The organism is Xanthomonas sp. WHRI 6106, assembly GCF_040202405.1.
GTDB lineage: Bacteria > Pseudomonadota > Gammaproteobacteria > Xanthomonadales > Xanthomonadaceae > Xanthomonas > Xanthomonas cannabis.
Genome location: NZ_JBEGFC010000016.1, coordinates 1 through 19272, shown reverse-complemented (window position 1 = coordinate 19272; position 19272 = coordinate 1). Strand labels below are relative to the sequence as shown.

Here is a 19272-nt window from a genome sequence, read left to right as displayed (position 1 = left end):
CCGGCGGAAATTGTACCCGCCGGCCCGCCGCGCGGTGCAGACCCGGGAAATTACGTGTCCTGCAACGCACCGTAGGAGCGCACCCGGGCGCGACTGGCCTTGCTGGTAAAGCCCTGTCGCGCCCGGGTGCGCTCCTACGGCGCTGCGTTAGTTGTGCCGCGACTCCAGCAATGCCACCGCGTCGCTCAGGCCAAGCCCACGCGCGCGGAGCAGCACGATCAGGTGATACAGCAGGTCGGCCGATTCGCCGAGCAGTTCGGCATCGCCCTGCACCACGCCTGCCAATGCGGTTTCCACACCCTCCTCGCCCACCTTCTGCGCGATGCGGCGGATGCCCTGCTCGAACAGCTTGGTGGTGTAACTGCCATGCGGGCGCTCGTGCTCGCGCGTGGCAATCAGCGCATCCAGGCTGCCCAGGAATTGCCCCGGCGCATTCGGGAAGCAGCTGGTACGGCCCAGGTGACAGGTCGGCCCGTGCGGATGGGCCAGCACCAGCAAGGTGTCGGCGTCGCAATCGGCTTCGATGGTCACCACGCGCAGCACATTGCCCGAGCTCTCGCCCTTGGTCCACAGCCGCTGCTTGCTGCGGCTGAAAAAGGTCACTTCGCCACGCTGCTGCGTCACCGCCAGCGCTTCGGCATTCATGTAGCCCAGCATCAGCACACGCAGGGTGTCGGCGTCCTGCACGACGACCGGCAACAGCCTGTCGCCCTTGCTCCAGTCCAGCGCCTGCAAGGCGTCGCCGGTTGCCACGGTGTCACTGTCCATCACGTACCTCGATCTGTTGCGCGCGCAGGAACTGCTTGAGCTCCGGAATGGGAATGGCCCCGCTATGGAACACGCTGGCGGCCAGCGCGCCGTCCACATCGGCCTGGTCGAAGACGTCGGCGAAATGCTGCATCTCGCCGGCGCCGCCGGAGGCGATCAACGGCACCCGGCAGAGCGCACGCACTTGACGCAGCTGGGCAAGGTCGTAGCCGCGGCGCACGCCGTCGTTGTCCATGCAGTTGAGCACGATCTCGCCGGCACCCAGGCGCTGCGCTTCGGCAACCCAGTCCAGCGTGCGCATGGGCAAGGCCTGCGTCTTGCTCGGGTCGCCGGTATAGCGACGCACCCGCCATTGGCCGTCTTCCTCGCGAATGGAGTCGATGCCCACCACCACGCACTGCACGCCAAAGGCGTCGGCCAGTTCGGAGATCAGCTGCGGGCGCCCGAGTGCCGGCGAGTTGATGGAAATCTTGTCGGCACCGGCGTGCAGCACCGCACGCGCCGTTTCCACATCACCAATGCCGCCAGCAACACAGAACGGGATATCGATCAGCCGCGCCACGCGCTCGACCCAGGTGTAGTCGACCGAGCGGCCTTCCGGGCTGGCACCGATGTCGTAGAACACCAACTCATCGGCGCCCTGTGCGCGATAGCGCAGGGCCAGCTCGACGATGTCGCCCATGTCGATATGGTCGCGGAACTTGACGCCCTTGACCACGCGGCCATCGCGCACGTCCAGGCATGGAATGATGCGGCGGCTCAGCATGCCAATGCCTCGTTGAGATCCAGGTGTCCTTCAAGCAAGGCCTTGCCCAGCACGATGCCGGCGCACCCGGAAGCCTTGGCAGCGACCACGTCGGCCAGATGGCGTGCACCGCCGGACACCTGCACCTGCAGCTGCGGTACCAGCCCGCGCAGGTGCGCGTACAGCGTCATGTTGGGGCCGGACAACATGCCGTCGCGCGCGATGTCGGTGCACAGCAGGTGCTGCAGGCCGGCCTGCGCGTAACGCACCGCCAGGTGATCCAGCGTGGCGTCGGCCGCTTCGGTCCAGCCATGTACCGGCAGTTGCCACACGCCGTGCGCGTCCTGGCGCGTATCCAGCGCAATGGTCAAGCGGTCGGCGCCGAACTCCTGCAGCCAGCCGATCACGGTGTCGCTCTCGCGCACCGCCAGCGAGCCGATGACCACACGCGCCGCGCCGGCATCGAGGATGCGCGCCACATCGTCACGTGAACGGACGCCGCCGCCGGTCTGCACCTGCAGGCCGGTCTGGCGCGCGATCTCGCCCAGGGTTGCTGCCAGGGTGTAGCCGCCGGCCTTGGCGGCATCCAGATCGACCAGATGCATCCACTGCGCGCCGGCATCGGCAAACGCCTGCGCGCGCGGCAATACGTCGTCGCCGTACTGCGTTTCGCGTGCGTAATCGCCCTGCAGCAGGCGCACCACGCGGCCGTTGCGGATATCCAGCGCCGGATAGACGGTAAAACTCATGGGAAACTCATCTCAAGAAAATTACGCAGGATGCGTGCACCGGTGTCGGCCGAGCGCTCGGGATGGAACTGCGCGCCGCACCGCAAGCCTTGCTGCACGACGGCGGTAAACAGGCCTCCGTGATCGCAGGCGGCCACGGTATCGGCCGTCACCGGCGCGGCGTAGCCATGCACGAAATAGGCGCTGGCGCGCTCCGGCAGGCCGGCAAGCAGCGCCGAGTCGCGCATTGGCACCAGCTGGTTCCAGCCCATGTGCGGGACACGGATGCCCAGTGCCGGAGTCATATGGCGCACGATGCCCGGCACCAGCCCAAGGCACTCCACATTGCCTTCTTCGGAGCGCTCGAATAGCAACTGCATGCCCAGGCAGATACCGATCAAGGGCACCTGCAGCTGCCGCAATGGCTCGACCAAGCCTTGTGCGCGCAGGCGCTTCATGGCTTCCGGTGCGGCGCCCACGCCCGGCAGGATGACCCGCTCGGCGCCTTGCAGGCCCGCCGCATCGCGCACCAGCCGCGCCTCCACGCCCAGCCGCTCCAGCGCATAACGCACCGAACCCAGATTGGCACCACCGGCATCGATCAATGCGACATCGGTCATAGCGCACCCTTGGTGGACGGCAGCGCGTTGCCTTCGCGGCGGATCGCCTGACGCAATGCGCGTGCAAGTGCCTTGAAACAAGCTTCCACCTTGTGGTGATCGTTCTCGCCACGCACGCTCAGATGCAGATTCAAGCCCGAGGCATCGCAGATGGAGCGGAAGAAATGCGGTACCAGCTCGGTGGGCATGTCGCCCACGCGCTCGCGCTTGAAGTCGCCTTCGAACACGAAATACGGCCGGCCACTGAAGTCGAGCGCGGCGCTGGCGATGGTTTCGTCCATGGGCAGCGTGAAGCCATGCTGCGCGCCCGGCCCTGCTGCAAGCCAGGGGCTTTCGACCGGATCGAACCCATACCGGCCGATCCCGCGCTTGTTGCCCAGCGCCTCGCGCAGCGCCTGACCCAACGCCAGGCCGGTGTCTTCAATGGTGTGGTGCTCGTCGATATGCAGGTCGCCGTCGGCGCGGATGTCCAGCGCAAAACCGCCATGCTTGCCGATCTGCTCCAGCATGTGGTCGAAGAACGGCAGGCCAGTGGCGGTGTGCGGTTCGGCGACGCGGTCCAGGTCCAGCTCGACGCGGATTTTGGTTTCCTTGGTGTTGCGCTGAACCACCGCGCGCCGCGGCGCATCGGCCAGCTCATGGGCGATGCCAGGCCAGTCCCACTCGCCGCCGAATTCGTCGGTACGCAGCTGAAAACCGCGGATATTGAGGTTCTGCGCGAACTGGATGTCGGTGATGCGGTCGCCGACCATCGCCGAGCGTGCCCAGTCGATCGTGCGGTCCTGCAGATACGGCACCATCAGGCCGATGCCGGGCTTGCGCGTGGGGGCGTTGTCGGCCGGCCAGCTGCAGTCGATCAACGCGTCACGGAACTCGATGCCCTGGCTGGCGAAGATCTGCAGCATCAGATTGTTCGGGCCGTCGAAGGACGCACGCGGGTAGCTTTCGCTGCCCAGGCCGTCCTGATTGGTGACGATGACGAACTGATAGCCGGCGTCGCGTAACTTGAGCATGGCCGGAATCACATTATCGACGAAGCGCAACTTTTCGTAGGCGTCGATCTGGTAGTCGGCCGGCTCGGTGATCAGCGTGCCGTCGCGGTCGACAAAAAGAATCGGGGTCATGCGGCAGCCTCCTGTGCGGTATGCAGTGCCGTCAGCACGCGCACGTTCTGTTCCGGCGTGCCCAGGGTAATGCGCAATGCATCGTGCAGCTGCGGCACTGCGCGTTGATCGCGCACCACCACGCCCGCCTCCAGCAGCGCCTGGAATGCGGCTTGGGCATCGTCGAAGCGCACCAGCAGGAAGTTGCCCTGCGAGGGGTACACCTGGCGCACGCCGGCGAGCTGCGCAAGCGCCTTGTGCATGCGCTCGCGTTCAGTACGAACCTCCGCGATGCGTCGACGTGTGACCTCCAGCGCCGGTGCAGACAAGCCCTGCTCGGCCATCGCGGCACACGGCGTCGGCACCGGATACGGCGCCTGGCAGCGGCGTAGCAAGGCAATCAACTCGGCATTGGCGATCAGCGTACCGATACGCGCCGCCGCCAACGCGTGCGCCTTGGAGAGCGTACGCAGCACCGCGAGATTGTCGTAGCGCGCAAGCAGGCTCACTGCGGACGGCACATCGGAGAACTCGCCGTAGGCTTCGTCGACCACCACCAGCGCCTTGCCTTGCAATGCCTGCAAGGCGGTTTCGATCTCTTCGAGGCCGATCGCCGAGCCGGCCGGATTCGAAGGCGAACACAGGAACACCAACTTGGCACGCGCGGCCAACGTTGCCTCGATGATTGCCGGGATATCCGCGTGGAACCCGTCGGGCCCATCGACCAGCGGCACGTCGACCAGCGGCGCGTTCTGCAGCCGTGCGCACACGGCATACATGCCGAACACCGGCGGCGTCACCACCACCGCATCGCGCTCCGGCACGCACAGTCCGCGCACCAGCAGATCGATCGCTTCGTCGCTGCCACGGCCAATCAGCAGCTGCTCGGGCGCGCAGCCGTACAGCGCGGCCAGCGCGCCACGCAGGCCCTTGGGCTGCGGGTCGGGATAGCGTCGCGTGCTGCCACCGGGATCGGCCGGGTTCTCCCAGGCAGATTCATTGGCATTGAGCCAGACATCGCCCTGCAGCGCACTGGTGCGCGCCGACGAATACCCGGCAAATGCGCGCAGGTCCTCGCGCACCAGATCCAGAATCGAGGACGTGCTCATGCTGCCACTCCCATGCGCAGGGCCACCGCATTGGCATGGGCATCCAGGCCTTCGGCGCGCGCAAGAATCAATGCGCACTCACCGATGCCGTCGATACCGGCCTTGCTCGCGGCCTGCACGCTCACCATGTTCTGGAAGCTGGCAACGCTAACACCGCTGTACGCGCGCGCCGCACCGCTGGTCGGCAGGACATGGTTGGTGCCGCTGCAATAGTCGCCGAGTGCTTCCGGCGTGTAATCGCCGAGAAAGACCGAGCCGGCCGCTTCGACCTGCGCCAGCCATGCGCGCGGTTCGCGTAGCGCGAGGATCAGATGCTCGGGTGCATAGCGGTTGCTGATCGCAAAGGCGTCGTCCAGCGTCTGCACCTTGATCAGCCGCGACTGCGCCAAGGCCTGGCGTGCGATGTCGGCACGCGAGAGCTGGGCCAGTTGCGCGTCCAGCTGCACCTGCACCGCATCGATCAAGGCGTCGCTGTCGGACAGCAGCAACACCTGCGAGTCCGGGCCGTGCTCTGCCTGCGACAGCAGGTCGGCCGCAACGAACGCCGCCTGCGCGCCGGCATCGGCAATCACCAGCACTTCGGAGGGACCGGCCGGCATGTCGATCGCGGCTGCGCCGGACTGGGCCACCTGCTGCTTGGCTTCGGTCACAAAGCTGTTGCCCGGGCCGAACAGTTTGTCGCAGCTTGGCACCGACTCGGTGCCATAGGCCATCGCCGCGATCGCCTGCGCACCGCCCAGCTTGAACACGCGGCGCACGCCGGTGAGCTGCGCGGCCACCAGCACCGCCGGGTCCACGCTGCCGTCCTTGCGCGGCGGCGTGCACAGCACGACCTCGCGGCAACCGGCCAGCCGTGCGGGAACGCCCAGCATCAGCGCCGTCGACGGCAACGGTGCGCTGCCTGCCGGCACATACAACCCGACCCGCCCGATCGGGCGCACGATCTTTTCGCAGACCACGCCCGGCGCAGTTTCCACGGCATAGCCGGCGCTCATGCCGGCGCGGTGGAAGGTGTCGATCCGCGCCACCGCGTCCTGCATGGCCTGGCGCAGTTCGGGGGCCACCGCGGCCTCGGCAGCGGCAAATTCGGCCTCGCTGACGATAAAACTCTGCAGCGACACGCCATCGAAGCGTGCGGTGATCTCACGCAATGCGGCATCGCCACGTGCGCGCACGTCGTCAATCAGTGCAGCCACCGTGTCGCGCGTCTGTGTGGCCACGGTCTGCACCGGGCGCGTCAATGTGTCGGTGCGCGCGGCGCTGTCGAGTTGGGACCAATCGAGAATGTTCATGCCAGCGAGCGCTCCACCGTCAACACCATCAAGCCTTGCGCACCTGCGCGTTCGAGCTCTTCCAACCGTTGCCAGGTCACCGCGCCGTGGCACATGGTCTGCAGCCGCAGCGCGCCGTTGCCGTCGTCGGGCAACTGCACCAGCGGGTCGGCGTCGGGCAGCAACCGGCGCAGCGCATCCACATGGGTCTGCTCGGCGCGGAACATCAGCAACTTGCTATCGCGCAACTTGAGCACGCCGTCCATGCGCCGCAGCAGCATCGCCAGCAGCGCTGCGCGTGCGTCCGCCGGCTCGCGCACGGCGCCAGCCAGTACCGCTTCACTTTCCATCACCAGCTCCACCGGCTTGAGCTGGTTGGCGGCCAGGGTGGCGCCACTGGAGACCAGATCGCAGATCAGATCGGCGGTACCCAGCCGCGGAGCGATTTCCACCGAGCCGGACAGCTCGACCACCGCCGCATCGATGCCCTGCCGCTCCAGCCAGTCGGCCAGGATCGCCGGGTAGCTGGTGGCGATGCGCTTGCCCGCCAGTTGCGCCACGCCCTGCCACTCCCAGTCTTCCGGCACGGCCAGCATCAACCGGCACTGGCCGAAACCGACGCCGCGCACCGCGTGGTAGGCGGCTGGCAATCCAGCGCGACGACGTGCCGAGGCCTGCTCGTCCAGCTCGTTCTGGCCGACGATCCCCAGGTCGCAGACGCCATCGGCGATCAGACCGGGGATGTCGTCGTCGCGCACCAGCAGCAAGTCCACTGGCAGCGATTCGCCGTAGCAGAACAACTTGTCGCGGCTCTGCCGCCAGCTCAGCCCGCAGGCGGCCAGCAGGCTGCGCGCGGGCTCGGCCAGACGGCCGCTCTTCTGGATGGCGATACGCAACCGGTCACGTGCCGGTGCTGCCGTGGAAGCACTCATGTGGTTCTCTCAGTGGGATTCGACAGGGCGCGACGATTGCTCGCGCAGGGCCTCGGCGTAGCCGCCGGCGCCGTGTTCCAGCGTGCGCGCAACGCGCCCGATGGTGGTCACGCTGACCTGGGTCAGCTCGTGGATCTCGCGATACGGCACGCCCTTGACCAGCAAGGGCACCACCCGCCAGCGGTCGCCCATGGCTTCCAGTTCGGCGGGTGTGCACAGATCGCGCAGGAAGGCTTCGACCGCGCCGGGCTCGGTCAGGCAGGCCAGTGCGTCGGCCAGCATCTTGAGGGAGGCGGCCACGTCGGTACTTTCGCGGGGGGCTGGGCGTTGTTTCATCGCGTTAATGTAATAGCGTGTTAGTACATTAACGCAAATGATGGCGCTTGTCACCTGCTGGGGTGGTGACAGTAGGACGGTTCGGTTGGTGTGCCGTCATGCGGCGTTGCGCTCGCCTGCTCTTGCGTTGCTGCAAGGATGGCCGAACAAGTTGCCCTGCCCCGCCTGCGGGGAAGGTGCCCGAGCTGCTGCCTGGGTGAGGCGTTGCGTCCCGGCCTCTCAGCTAAGTTGCAGGAAAGCCCCAACGCCCCTCATCCGGCGCTGCGCGCCACCTTCTCCCGTCAACGGGAGAAGGGAGCAATCCATGGCGCCTTGGGCACGGCGGAGGACACCCGCTGCCCTTCTCCCGTCAACCGGAGAAGGGAGCAAGGCAAGGCGCCTCGGATGCGGCGGAGGACACCCGCTGCCCTCTTATGTCCACCGGAGAAGGGAGCAACGCAAGCCGTCTAGACCGCGGCGAAGACCCGCTGCCCTTCTCCCGCCTGCGGGGGAAGGTGCCCGTAGGGCGGATGGGGGCGAGACCTCGTGCAGCACCGCCCTCAGTTCACAGGCTGAATTGCGTGCGCCGGCCACTGAAAAACCAGCGACAACCACCCTGCCTTACGGCATCACCTTGGCCTGCTCCAGCTCCACCTGCAAGGTGCTCGCCAGTTCGTCGCGGGCGACGTCGAACTGCTGCTCGCGCACCAGGTCCTTCACCGCCACCACGCCGCGTGCCAGCTCGTCGTCGCCGGCCAGCACCACGAAGCGGATGCCGGCACGGGCGGCGTACTGGAACTGCTTGCCGACCTTCTTCGGCTCCATCTGCACTTCGGTGTTGATGCCACCGATACGCAGCCGGCGCGCGATATCCAGCGCGTCGTCCAGGCGGGTTTCGTCCATCAGCGCCACCATGGCCTGCACGCTGCTTTCGGCGATGCCCTGGATCAGGCCGGCCTCGCGCAGCTGCCAGAACAGGCGGGTCAGGCCGATCGAGATGCCCACGCCCGGCAGTTTGGACTTGGTGTAATGGCTGGCCAGGCTGTCGTAACGGCCGCCCGAGCAGATCGAGCCGATCTGCGGGTGGTCGGTGAGCGTGGTTTCGTAGACGGTGCCGGTGTAGTAGTCCAGCCCGCGCGCGATGGAGAAATTCAGGCAGTACGCGCTCTCCGGCACGCCCAGCGCCTTGACCAGCTCGAGCACTTCGCGCAATTCGGCAATGCCCTCGCCCAGCGCGGCACTGGCGTCGACCGAGGCTTCCAGCGCCTGCAGCTGCGCCAGCGCATCGGCGTGCCCGTTCGAGCGCACCGCCACGAAGGCGAGAATCTTGGCAACCTGCTCGGCGGCAATGCCGAAGCCCTCGCCCGTCAGCGTGTCGCGCACGTAATCGGCGCCCCGCTTGTCGATCTTGTCGACCTCGCGCAGCACCGCCAGCTGCAGCTCGCCCTCGGCCACGCCCAGGCTTTCGAAGAAGCCGCGCAGCAGCTTGCGGTTGTTCAACTGCACCTTGAAGTCGCCGATGCCCAGTTCGGCGAACACCGCGTGGATCACCGCCAGCACCTCGGCGTCGTAGCGGATGCTCAGCGCGTCCTTGCCGATGACGTCGATGTCGCACTGATAGAACTCGCGGAAACGCCCGCGCTGCGCACGCTCGCCGCGATACACGCGCTGCATCTGGTAGCGGCGGAACGGGAAGCTCAAGTCGTGCTCGTGCTCGGCCACGTACCGCGCCAACGGCACGGTCAGGTCGAAACGCAGCGCCAGCTCAGGCAGCCCGCCCTCGCCGCCTTCATCGGCCGCAGCGGCGGCATTGGCCAGCGCACCGGTGGACTGCACGAAGTACACCTGGCGCTCGGTCTCGCCGCCGGATTTGGTCAGCAACACATCGGACAGCTCGAACACCGGCGTTTCGACCGGCAGGAACCCGAACCGCTCGTAATTGCGGCGGATGACGTCCAGCATGCGCTGGAACGCGATCTGCTCGCGTGGCAGCAATTCCATGATGCCGGGCGGCGTACGGGGCTTGATCACGAGCGAAACTCCTGCATGACGACTGGGGGCGAGCCGGCAATTCTACCGGTTGGGCGGCCGCGCTGACCGCATGGCGTATCATTCACACGCGTCCCAGGCAGTGCGTGACCCATGTACCGGCAGCTTTCAGACCTCAGCGTGACCTGCCCCACCCCAAGCGCGGCGGCCGGCAGCGACGCACGTCATTCCGAGTGCACGCTCTGTGCGGTGCGCGGCCGCGCGGTCTGCGCGGCCTTGTCGGCGCAGGAAATGGACGCACTCGAGCAAGTCACCAGCGCCTCGGGCTATTCCCCTGGCAGCACCCTGGTGCGCGCCGGCGAGGCGCGCCACCATGTCTACACCGTCACCTCCGGCGCCCTGCGCATGGTGCGCACCCTGGCCGACGGGCGCCGCCAGATCACCGGCTTCGTGCTGCCAGGCGACTACGTGGGGCTGACCGAAACCCCGCAGCACCGTCACGACATCGAGGCCATCGTCGAGACCCGCGTCTGCCGCACGCCGCTGGCGCAGATGCGGCAGTTGCGCGATCGCTACCCGCAGCTGGAGCGCAAGCTGCTGCAACGCGCCAGCATGGAACTTGCCGCTGCACAGGACACCGGCCTGCTGCTGGCACGCCTGCAGCCCAGTGAGCGGCTGGCGCACTTTCTGCTCCGCCTGGCCGCACGCTCCAGCCAGCCCGGCGCCAGCGGCGACACCGTGGCGCTGCCGATGAGCCGCGGCGACATCGCCGACCATCTCGGGCTGACCATGGAAACGGTGAGCCGTACCTTCACCAAGCTGCGGCAGCAGCAGCTGATCGCGCTACCGCAGCTGCACCTGGTGCAGATCCTGGATTACGCCGCGTTGCGCAGCCTGGCCGGCGATACGGTGTGAGGGCTGACCGACAGCGCCGCTGCGCCTCACGCTGATCGCAAGCCGCCTGCCGCTGCCACCCCGCACACCGTCAGTCAGCGCCCGGCCACCGTCCCCGCCACCGACCCGCCGCAACCGCTGCTGAGCAGTTGCGATTGACGCAACCAGGCGCGGTCCGGGTAGTAGGCAAACACGAAGGCACCCTCGCGCAAGGTATCGATCAGTTGCCGGGCCACCGCCGGCCGCACGGCCGGGCAGCCCAGGCTCCGGCCCAGCCGGCCCTGGCTGCGGATGATGGCTTCGCTGACGTAGGGCGCGCCGTGGATGACGATGGCGCGGTCGCGCGCATGGTCGTTGAAGCCCGGCTCCAGGCCCTTGAGCCGCAGCGAGTAGCCGTTATGGCCGGTATACGACTCCTGCGCGGTAAATGCCCCCAGGCTGGACTGGAAACTGCCGTCGGCATTGGAAAACTTCGCCGCCAGGTTCTCGCCCGTGTTGCGCCCGTGCGCCACCCACTCCTGGAACAACAAGCGTTGCCGGTCCAGATCGAACACCCATAGGCGGCGTTCGGTCGAGGGCCGGCTGTAATCGATGACGCTGAGCACCCGCTCGGCGCCCACCTGCTGGCGCTGCCGCGCGCACTGCAAGGCCTCGGTGGCCAGCGCCAGCACCTGGCGGTCCAGCGACGGCGCCTGACGCGCCAGGGCATCGATCAGGCCGGCACGCAGTGCACCCAACGGCGGCACCGCAGAGGCAGACATGGCATCGGCCGCCATGGCCGTCCCCGCCGTTGCCCACCCGCAGAGCGCGGCGGCAACGGCAATCACTCGATAAGACATGCAGCAATCCACATCAGACGCGGCACCACGCCGGGGCCGCACCCGCTACAAATAGCCCCAAGCGCGGCACTTTCCAACCCCGGCCGGCTGAACGCGTTCGGCTCAGGCCACGTCCGCAAGCAGGCGCTGCCGGAACGCCGCGTAGTCCGGCGGCAGCGCCTCGGCATGCGCCGGGCGTTGCAGCAGCTCCGCCAGCGCCGGCGGCACCTCGACCCCGCGACCGATCAGCGGCTCCACCACGGCCTCGAACTTGGCCGGGTGCGCCGTGGCAGCCACGGCCCAGTCACCCGTCACGCCCTCGGCGCCCTCCGCGCGCAATTGCTCCAGCACATGCACCGCGGTGGCGGTATGCGGGCAATGCACCTCGCCATAGCGCGCGTAGCGTTGCTGGATGGTATGGCGGATGGCTGCATCGTCCACCGACAAGGCACGGAACGCCTCGCGTAGCGCGGCGTCGTCGCCGCGATACAGCCAGCGCAGGCGCTCGAAGTTGCTGGGCGCCCCCACGTCCATGGCATTGGCCAGGGTCGCCACGCTGGGTTGCGGAGCGTAGTCGTCGCCGGCGAAGTAATCCGGCAGCACGTGGTTGGCGTTGGACGCGAGCGCGATCGTGCCCAACGGTACCCCGAGCGTACGTGCCAGGATCGCGGCCAGCCCGTTACCCAGGTTGCCGGTGGGCACCACCAGATTCAGCGCGCTACCAAAGGCCGCATGGTGCTGCAGGGCCGCGTGCGCGTAGTAACTCATCTGCGGCAGCAGCCGGCCCAGGCTGATGCTGTTGGCCGAACTCAGCGGCACCTGTGCCTGCAGCGACGCATCGTTCAAGGCCTGCTTGACCATCGCCTGGCAGTCGTCGAACGAGCCGGCCACGCGCAGGGCCTGAATGTTGTCGCCAAAGCAGCCCAGCTGATGCGCCTGCCGCGGCGACACCCGGCCATCCGGGTACAGCACCACCACGCGCAGGCCCGGCTGCCGATGAAAGGCCGCCGCCACCGCCGCGCCGGTATCGCCGGAGGTGGCCACCAGGATGGTGAGCGGACGATCCTCTTCCCGGCGCAGGCGGGTCAGGCAGGCGGCCAGAAAGCGTGCCCCGAAATCCTTGAACGCGGCGGTCGGCCCATGGAACAGCTCCAGCGCGTAGTCGCCGGGCGTGGCCAACGGCACCAACGGCGCCGGGAAATCGAACGCCTCGACGCAGATGGCCGGCAGTTCCGCCGCCAGCGCATCGCCTTCGAAAAACGGTTGCAGCAGCTTGCTGGCCGTGGTCGCCAGATCGACGCCAGCCGTCAGCGTGCGCGCCGGCGGCAGCGACTGCGGCACATACAGGCCGCCATCGGGCGCCAGCCCGGCAGCGATGGCCTGGCTCAGGCTTGCGGCAGGCGCGCCGCCACGGGTGGAAATGAACATCAGCGTGACTCCAGGCAAAAGGGAGACCGGGCGCTGCCCGGCGACAACAGAGATGAGGAAAGACGCGGGAGTGGCGCAGTGCGGGTGCGTGTCCTGCGCGTCATCCGCCCCCCACCGGCGCGACGCTATGCTGCGCGCACCTTTCCGTGGAGCCGGCAGATGATCAAGGTCAGCGTGATGTACCCCTACCGCGAAGGCGCGCGCTTCGACCACGCTTACTACCGCGACCAGCACATGCCACTGGTGAGCGCGCGCATGGGCGCGGCCTGTCTGAAATACACCGTGGACAAAGGCATCAGCGGTGGCGAAGCCGGCAGCCCCCCGGCCTTCATCGGCATGTGCCACATCTATTGCGATTCGGTGGAGACCTTCAACGCGAGCTTTGGCCCGCACGCGGCCGAGATTCTCGGCGATATCGCCAACTACACCGACCTCACGCCGGTGACGCAGATCAGCGAAGTGGTGGTCGCGTAAGGCAAGCGCAGCGCCGTAACGCCTCGCGCGACAGCGCACAGCCAGTGCAAGCGGCAGGCAGGCAGGTAGCGTCATCCGAGCAACCGCGCCGCAGGACTGGCGATGGGCGATACCCACGCCTGGCTATCGAAGCCGGCGGCAGCAAAACTGGCCTGCACGGCCGGTGCTGCAGCGTCTGCAGCGGCGCGCGATTCGAACCAGGCAAACACGCTTGGCCCGGCGCCGGAAATGCTGGCGCCCAACGCGTCGTACTCCAGCGCCGCCTGCTTGGCCTGCGCGAAGCCGGCAATCAAGGGTGCACGACGCGGCTCGATCAGCACATCGCGCAGGCCGGCGCGTACCAGACTCGCGTCGCCGGCATGGCAACCGGCCAGCACCAGGGCCAGGTTGGTGCTCTGCGCGACAAACTCGCGCAGCTGATACGCCCCGGCCAGGGCCTCGCGCGCGCGCCGCGTTTCCAGCGCTGCATCAGGATGCACCAGCAAGCTATGCCAGGCGGCCGGTACCGCGATCGGCACCAGACGTTCCAGCGTGCACAACACCAATCCGCCCAAAAACAGCGGCCCCAGGTTATCGCCATGCCGGCTGCCGCTGGCCACCGCTTCGCCATCGAGCGCGTGCTGGTAGAGCTGGTGGTCCTCCAGCGGCGAGGCCAGCAGCGCGTTTGCCGCCACCAACGCCGCCACGCACGAGGCAGCAGAGCCCCCCATGCCCGAGCTCAGCGCAATGCCCTTGTCGATCTCGATTTCAAACCCGTAAGGCAGCTGCACGGCCGCGCGCAGCGACATCAACGCAGCGCCTGCGGTATTGCGTTCGGCATCCAGTGGTAGCGCCACGGTCGTGCCGCGAATCGCCGCGATGCGCACTGCAGGCTCTTCGATGCGGCGCACGGTGACGGTGTCGCCGACGCCATCGATCGGGTAACCGAGCAGGTCGAATCCCACCGCCACGTTCGCAACCGATGCCGGCGCGAAGGCGCGCGCTTCGTGCAACCCGTGGTTGCCGACAGAAGCGGCATCACTGTTGTGCGCACGCGCCACCGTTGCTTGGCTCAGACCGGTCTGGCCGACAACTGCCTGCGTCACAGCCGCGCGCCCTCGCCCGCCGCCACGCGCAGCAGATCGGCGAACACGCCGGCGGCGGTCACTTCCGGCCCGGCACCCGGTCCCTGCACCACCAACGGGTTCTCGCAATAGCGGCGCGTGGTGAACTGCACCACGTTGTCGGTCAGACGCAAGTTGGCGAATGCGTGATCGGCCGGCAGCTCGACCAGGCCCACGCTGGGCGCGCGGTCGGGCGGCAGCTGCGCCACATAGCGCAGCACATTGCCGCGTGCACGCGCATCGGCCAGACGCTGCGCAAAGGCCGCATCCACCTCGGGCAGGCGCGCGATGAAATCGTCCACACTGGCCTGGCGCAATGCTTCCGGCACCAGGCTTTCGACCTGCACGTCTTCCAGGCTGATCGCGCGCCCTGCTTCGCGCGCCAGGATCACCAGCTTGCGCGCCACATCCACGCCGGACAGATCATCGCGCGGGTCTGGCTCGGTATAGCCCATGCCGCGCGCCTGCGTCACCAGTTCGGCGAATGGCACGCTGCCGTCGTATTTGTTGAACAGCCAGGCCAGCGTGCCGGAGAAGATGCCTTCGATCGAGGTCACCGCATCGCCGGTATCGACCAGATCGCGCAGCGTGGTGATCACCGGCAAACCGGCGCCGACGGTCGCCTCGTAACGGAAGCGTGCACCGCTGGCATCGGCCGCTGCGCGAATGGCCTCGTAGCGCGCCAGCGGGCCGGAACCGGCCTGTTTATTGGGCGTCACCACATGGATGCCGGCCGCCAACCAGCCTGCGTAGCGGTCGGCCACTTCGGCGCTGCCGCTGCAATCGATGATCACCGTGTGCGGCAAATGCGCGGACAGCAGATGCGTGGTGAAGCGCTTCAGGTCAGTCGGCGTAGCGGCCGATGCAAACGCATCGCGCCAGTCGCCGACCAGACCGCGCTCATCCAGCAGCATGCGCCCACGCGACACCACCGCACGCAGGCGCAGATCCAGGTTGGCCTTGCCCAGCAACTGCGGTTGCGCGATGCGCAGTTGATCCAGCAACGCCGCGCCGACATTGCCCGGCCCGATCACGCCCACCGAAAAGGTCTGCGGCGACAGCCAGAAGCCGGCGTGCGCCGCGCGCAAGGCCTTGGTCGCATGCGCCGCATCGATGGCTACCGAGATATTGCGTTCCGACGAGCCTTGCGCAATCGCCAGGATATTGACCTGCGCACGCCCCAGCGACTCGAACAGACGCGCCGCAACGCCCGGCTGCCCGGCCATGCCATCGCCCACCGCCGCCAGCACGCTGATGCCGGTGGTGAGCTGCACGCGCTGCACCTGGCCGACCGTGAGTTCATGCGCAAACGCCTGCAACAACGCGTTGCGTGCACGCTCGGACTCGTGCTGCTTGACCACGCAGCAGATCGAATGCTCCGACGAGCCCTGCGAGATCATCACCACCGAGACCTGCGCCGTGCGCAGCGCTGCAAACACGCGCTCGGCCGTGCCCGGCACACCGATCAGGCCGGTGCCTTCCAGATTGAGCACCGCCAGATCCGGGCTGAGCGTCAGCCCCTTGATCGGCCCGCTCACCGCACTGCTGGCGGTGATGCGCGTACCCGGATGTTCGGGCTGGAAGGTGTTGCGGATGATGATCGGCAAGCCGCGCTCGATGGCCGGCGACATCGTCTGCGGGTGCACCACCTTCGCACCGAAATACGCCAGCTCGCAGGCCTCGTCGTAGCTCAGGGTTTCCAGTTGCACTGCTTCGGGTACCACGCGCGGGTCGGCAGACAGCACGCCATCTACGTCGGTCCAGATATGCAACTCGTCGGCATTGAATAGCGCCGCAAAGATCGCACCCGAGTAATCGCTGCCGTTGCGCCCCAGCGTGGTGATGCGGTCGGCACGATCGCGTGCCACAAACCCGGTCACCACCACCCGCGTTTGCGGATGCGCCTGCCGCCACGTGGTAAGGCGCTGCGCACTGACGTCCCAGTCCACATCCACGCCCAGCTCGCCGCGATTGACCACCAGCACGTCGCGCGCGTCCAGCACCGCGCAGTCTTCGCCGATGGCGCGGAAGTGGTCGCCCAGCAATTGCGCCGAATACACCTCGCCCAGGCCTTGCACGCGGTCCAGCACCTCACGCGGCAACTCGCCGATCACCGCCAATGCACCCAGGATCTGCGACAGATGCTCGAAGCGCTCGTCCAGCCATTCCACCGTTGGCCCGGAATGCTCGCCGAGCAAGGCCACCGCCGCACCGCGATGGCGCGCACGGGTTTCGTGCCAGCGCTCGCGCCATTCGGGGCGATCTTTTGCGGCCAGCTCGGCCAGTTCGATCAAGGCATCGGTGACGCCCTTCATCGCCGACACCACGGTGACCTGCACCGTCTCGTCGCGGGCAAGCAACAACTGCGCCACATGCCGATACCGCTCGGCATCGGCCACCGAGGTGCCGCCGAACTTGTGCACCACGGTGCGGTGGGATGGCGCCGGCGCGGCGGCAGGGTCGAGCGAAACAGCAAGCGATGACATCGACAGACCTCGTTAGGGAGGCCCCGTCCGCTTCAGGTGAGAGGGAGGCCCCCGCATCCTGATCCGGGTGCGGGGCCGTTGTTTTCGGAAGTTACGCGAAGACGACGGGCCGCACCGGGCAAATGGTGACGGTGGTAATGGTGGTGGTAATACCGGCCACGCCCGTGCCCGCCCGCAGCAGCGGCTGGCAGAGAAGCGAAACGGTGGCGAAGGCATTACCCATGCCTGCAAAAGACATCACCGGGCCGAGGCCTGTCAAGCAGTGCGTCAATAGGCATGCGCCTGCTGCCACAGTCCCGGGCAGAAAACCTTGTGGCTCAAAGATTTAAGCGGCCCGCTCGCAAACAATTGATTGCCATGGAAACTTTTCGAGCCGCCTCGGCAGGCGGCGCTGCGCAGGTTTCGAACATGGATGAATGCCGTCGTGCGACCCGGCCAATGCGATGCAGCTAACAGATCGCTTACGCGCGATTGCATCGGATCGCTACCGGTGCCACTTCGTGTCCAGCAACAGGTCACTTCGCGTCACGTGACAGGCCGTCGCCATTGCTGCGTCAGCCGGTGCAAATCAGCATGGTCAGCACAGAGATCAGCCAAGCACCTGAGGATTGAGTTGCCACACCGAATAGTTGAGCGCGGCCGCAAAGCTCACCCACGCCAAGTAGGGCACCAACAACCACGCGGCCACCGGGTCCCGCTTCGCAAATAACCCGATCGTTGCCGCAAGTGCCAGCCACAGCACCACAATATCGGCGAAGGCCCATGCACCCATGTGCCACGCAAAGAACAACCAGCTCCATAGTCCGTTGAGCGCCAGCTGCAAGACAAACATGCTCAACGCCAAGCGCGCCCCGGCCCAGCCCCCGCGCCGCCACACCAACCAGACCGCCACCGCCATCATCCCGTACAGCGCAGTCCATACCGGCCCGAACAACCACCCCGGCGGCGCCCATGCTGGACGCTGCAACTCGGCATAGAAGCTGGCAGCCTGGATAGACGCCAACGCGCCCAATCCGGCGACGGCGTAACACAGCGCCAGCCAGCCCAAGAGTCCAAACCATTGTGATTTTTTCGAGATGTCCTGCGTCATGACCGTGATGGGTTGAGATCAACAGCAACTAGCGTGGCAGACCACTTGTGCAGGCGACGCGTAAGAGGGTCGACCATTTGTTGACCCACCCCCGATAAACCGTGCCAACGTAAAGTAGAGACTTCGCCCCGCATGGGCCCCGTGGATCACGAGGGATCAGGCGATGAAGAAGTCGCGTTTTACCGAAGAGCAGATCGCGTACGTGCTCAATTAGGTCGAGCTGGGGATGGCGGTTGGCGAGGTGTGCCGCAAGATGGGCATCGCGGAGGCGCCGTTCATGTGTGGCGCAAGAAATACGGTGTGCTCGGCCCCTCCGAACTGAAGCGCCTGCGCGTGCTGGAAGAGGAAAACCGCAAGCTCAAGCAGCTGGTTGCCGACCTGAGCCTGGACAAGGCGATGCTCCAGGAGGTGGTCACAAAAAAACTCTAATGGCGCCCCCAGAAGCGCAGCTGGGTTGCCCGCTTGAGAGAGCGCTTCGGCGTGAGCGAACGACGCGTTGCGGATCGTGGCGATGTCGCGCTCGGCGTTTTCGTACAAAGCCAAGGTGCGCGACTGCAGCGCGATCCGCTTGCGGATGCGCGAGATCACGCAGACGCGCATCCACTATGGCTGCGAACGCGTGTTGGTCATGCTGCGGCGCGAAGGCTGGCGGGACAACCACAAGCGTGTGCATCGCATCTACAAGGAAGAAGGCCTGTCGTTGCGGCATTGTCGCCCGCGACGTAGTCGCAGTAGTCGTCGCCGGCAACAGATCAAGGTGGCCACGGCGCCCAACACGCTGTGGGGCATGGACTTCGTCAGTGACGCGCTGTTCGATGGCCGTCGCTTCCGGCTGCTGCCGGTGCTGGACCACTTCACGCATGAATGCCTGGATATCGTCGTGGATCACTCCTTGGGCGCTGACGATGTCACCGACGCAATGGCGCGACTGGTCGTTCAACGAGGCAAGCTGGAAGCGATCAAAGTGGATAACGGCAGTGAGTTTGCCGGCAAGGTGATGGACCGCTGGGCGTATGAAAACGGCGTAGAGCTGGACTTTTCCCGACGTGGCACGCCGACGGACAACGCGATGGTGGAAAGCTTCAACGGCCGGCTGCGACAGGAATGCCTGAACGAGCATTGGTTCTTGTCCCTAGCCGATGCACGGAGCAAAATCGAAGCGTGGCGGCGCTTCTATAACGAGGAGCGGCCCCACAGTGCACTGGCATGGAGAACCCCTGCGGAATTCGCCCGAGAACACGGGTCCCAAGCGAATTCCCTGGCGCCGAAAGAGGTCGAAATCTCTACCGACTGATGGCCCTGCTATCGGGGGTGGGTTAAATGCGACGTCCCCCCAATTTTGAGTAGCACGCCAGTTTGGAGTCCAATTCCCTAACCGAAGGAGATTGGACGTGAAGAA

At 66.7% G+C, this 19272-nt stretch carries 18 protein-coding genes and 1 pseudogene; 3 read left to right on the top strand and 16 right to left on the bottom strand.

All coding sequences use genetic code 11. The features are described 5' to 3' along the window. Window positions 1-147: 147 nt before the first annotated feature. From hisIE to hisS, 10 genes are all read right to left on the bottom strand, one after another. Window positions 148-768 carry a bifunctional phosphoribosyl-AMP cyclohydrolase/phosphoribosyl-ATP diphosphatase HisIE gene (hisIE, locus tag ABQZ09_RS18830; RefSeq protein ID WP_228313894.1) on the bottom strand — a complete coding sequence of 207 codons (621 nt, stop codon included), beginning with the start codon at window positions 766-768 and terminating at the stop codon, window positions 148-150. After that, window positions 758-1534 (bottom strand): imidazole glycerol phosphate synthase subunit HisF, encoded by a 777-nt coding sequence (gene hisF / locus ABQZ09_RS18825; RefSeq protein WP_039410238.1) that lies wholly within the window; start codon window positions 1532-1534, stop codon window positions 758-760. The genes hisIE and hisF overlap by 11 nt, the downstream gene beginning before the upstream one ends. Continuing rightward, window positions 1528-2262: a 1-(5-phosphoribosyl)-5-[(5-phosphoribosylamino)methylideneamino]imidazole-4-carboxamide isomerase gene (gene hisA, locus ABQZ09_RS18820; protein ID WP_228313893.1), complete on the bottom strand. Its 735-nt coding sequence runs from the start codon at window positions 2260-2262 to the stop codon at window positions 1528-1530. Before hisA ends, hisF begins: the two co-directional genes overlap by 7 nt. Further along, window positions 2259-2861 carry an imidazole glycerol phosphate synthase subunit HisH gene (gene hisH / locus ABQZ09_RS18815; protein ID WP_039564180.1) on the bottom strand — a complete coding sequence of 201 codons (603 nt, stop codon included), beginning with the start codon at window positions 2859-2861 and terminating at the stop codon, window positions 2259-2261. The genes hisA and hisH overlap by 4 nt, the downstream gene beginning before the upstream one ends. Further along, window positions 2858-3985: a bifunctional histidinol-phosphatase/imidazoleglycerol-phosphate dehydratase HisB gene (gene hisB / locus ABQZ09_RS18810; RefSeq protein ID WP_349777629.1), complete on the bottom strand. Its 1128-nt coding sequence runs from the start codon at window positions 3983-3985 to the stop codon at window positions 2858-2860. Before hisB ends, hisH begins: the two co-directional genes overlap by 4 nt. After that, window positions 3982-5073, bottom strand: coding sequence for a histidinol-phosphate transaminase (gene hisC, locus ABQZ09_RS18805; RefSeq protein WP_349777628.1), 1092 nt, complete (start codon window positions 5071-5073; stop codon window positions 3982-3984). The genes hisB and hisC overlap by 4 nt, the downstream gene beginning before the upstream one ends. After that, window positions 5070-6365: a histidinol dehydrogenase gene (gene hisD / locus ABQZ09_RS18800; RefSeq protein ID WP_349777627.1), complete on the bottom strand. Its 1296-nt coding sequence runs from the start codon at window positions 6363-6365 to the stop codon at window positions 5070-5072. The genes hisC and hisD overlap by 4 nt, the downstream gene beginning before the upstream one ends. Next, the gene (gene hisG, locus ABQZ09_RS18795) at window positions 6362-7276 is read right to left on the bottom strand and encodes an ATP phosphoribosyltransferase (protein ID WP_039564177.1); all 915 of its coding nucleotides are present in this window, start codon (window positions 7274-7276) and stop codon (window positions 6362-6364) included. The genes hisD and hisG overlap by 4 nt, the downstream gene beginning before the upstream one ends. A 9-nt stretch (window positions 7277-7285) precedes the next feature. Continuing rightward, window positions 7286-7612, bottom strand: coding sequence for a YerC/YecD family TrpR-related protein (locus ABQZ09_RS18790; RefSeq protein ID WP_047696305.1), 327 nt, complete (start codon window positions 7610-7612; stop codon window positions 7286-7288). A gap of 600 nt (window positions 7613-8212) precedes the next feature. Further along, window positions 8213-9622: a histidine--tRNA ligase gene (hisS, locus tag ABQZ09_RS18785; RefSeq protein ID WP_349777626.1), complete on the bottom strand. Its 1410-nt coding sequence runs from the start codon at window positions 9620-9622 to the stop codon at window positions 8213-8215. Between the two features lie 207 nt (window positions 9623-9829). Between hisS and ABQZ09_RS18780 the strand changes: the two genes are divergently transcribed. Further along, window positions 9830-10495 (top strand): Crp/Fnr family transcriptional regulator, encoded by a 666-nt coding sequence (locus ABQZ09_RS18780; RefSeq protein WP_228313949.1) that lies wholly within the window; start codon window positions 9830-9832, stop codon window positions 10493-10495. 74 nt (window positions 10496-10569) lie between these two features. On the opposite strand, the gene ABQZ09_RS18775 is transcribed toward ABQZ09_RS18780, so the two are convergent. Further along, window positions 10570-11313: a murein L,D-transpeptidase catalytic domain family protein gene (locus tag ABQZ09_RS18775; RefSeq protein WP_184374195.1), complete on the bottom strand. Its 744-nt coding sequence runs from the start codon at window positions 11311-11313 to the stop codon at window positions 10570-10572. A 102-nt stretch (window positions 11314-11415) separates the two neighbouring features. After that, entirely contained in the window at window positions 11416-12720 is a 1305-nt protein-coding gene (gene thrC / locus ABQZ09_RS18770; RefSeq protein WP_349777625.1) for a threonine synthase, read from the bottom strand. 159 nt (window positions 12721-12879) lie between these two features. Here thrC and ABQZ09_RS18765 point away from each other — a divergent pair, with 159 nt between their 5' ends. Further along, window positions 12880-13194 (top strand): EthD family reductase, encoded by a 315-nt coding sequence (locus ABQZ09_RS18765; protein ID WP_228313885.1) that lies wholly within the window; start codon window positions 12880-12882, stop codon window positions 13192-13194. 71 nt (window positions 13195-13265) lie between these two features. Here the strand turns inward: ABQZ09_RS18765 and ABQZ09_RS18760 are convergent, their stop codons facing one another. The 4 genes from ABQZ09_RS18760 to ABQZ09_RS18745 all read right to left on the bottom strand — a co-directional run bounded on the left by ABQZ09_RS18760 (window position 13266) and on the right by ABQZ09_RS18745 (window position 17873). Beyond that, window positions 13266-14234, bottom strand: a complete 969-nt coding sequence (locus ABQZ09_RS18760) for a homoserine kinase (protein ID WP_349777644.1) — start codon at window positions 14232-14234, stop codon at window positions 13266-13268. 41 nt (window positions 14235-14275) lie between these two features. Beyond that, complete coding sequence (thrA, locus tag ABQZ09_RS18755) at window positions 14276-16783, bottom strand: bifunctional aspartate kinase/homoserine dehydrogenase I (RefSeq protein ID WP_349777624.1); 2508 nt, start codon at window positions 16781-16783, stop codon at window positions 14276-14278. 91 nt (window positions 16784-16874) lie between these two features. Further along, window positions 16875-17042, bottom strand: a complete 168-nt coding sequence (locus tag ABQZ09_RS18750; protein ID WP_228313952.1) for a hypothetical protein — start codon at window positions 17040-17042, stop codon at window positions 16875-16877. 330 nt (window positions 17043-17372) lie between these two features. Further along, entirely contained in the window at window positions 17373-17873 is a 501-nt protein-coding gene (locus ABQZ09_RS18745) for a TspO/MBR family protein (protein WP_166745208.1), read from the bottom strand. A gap of 220 nt (window positions 17874-18093) precedes the next feature. On the opposite strand from ABQZ09_RS18745, the pseudogene ABQZ09_RS18740 reads away from it, so the two are divergent. Beyond that, a pseudogene (locus ABQZ09_RS18740) lies at window positions 18094-19167 on the top strand (IS3 family transposase). Window positions 19168-19272: the final 105 nt, after the last annotated feature.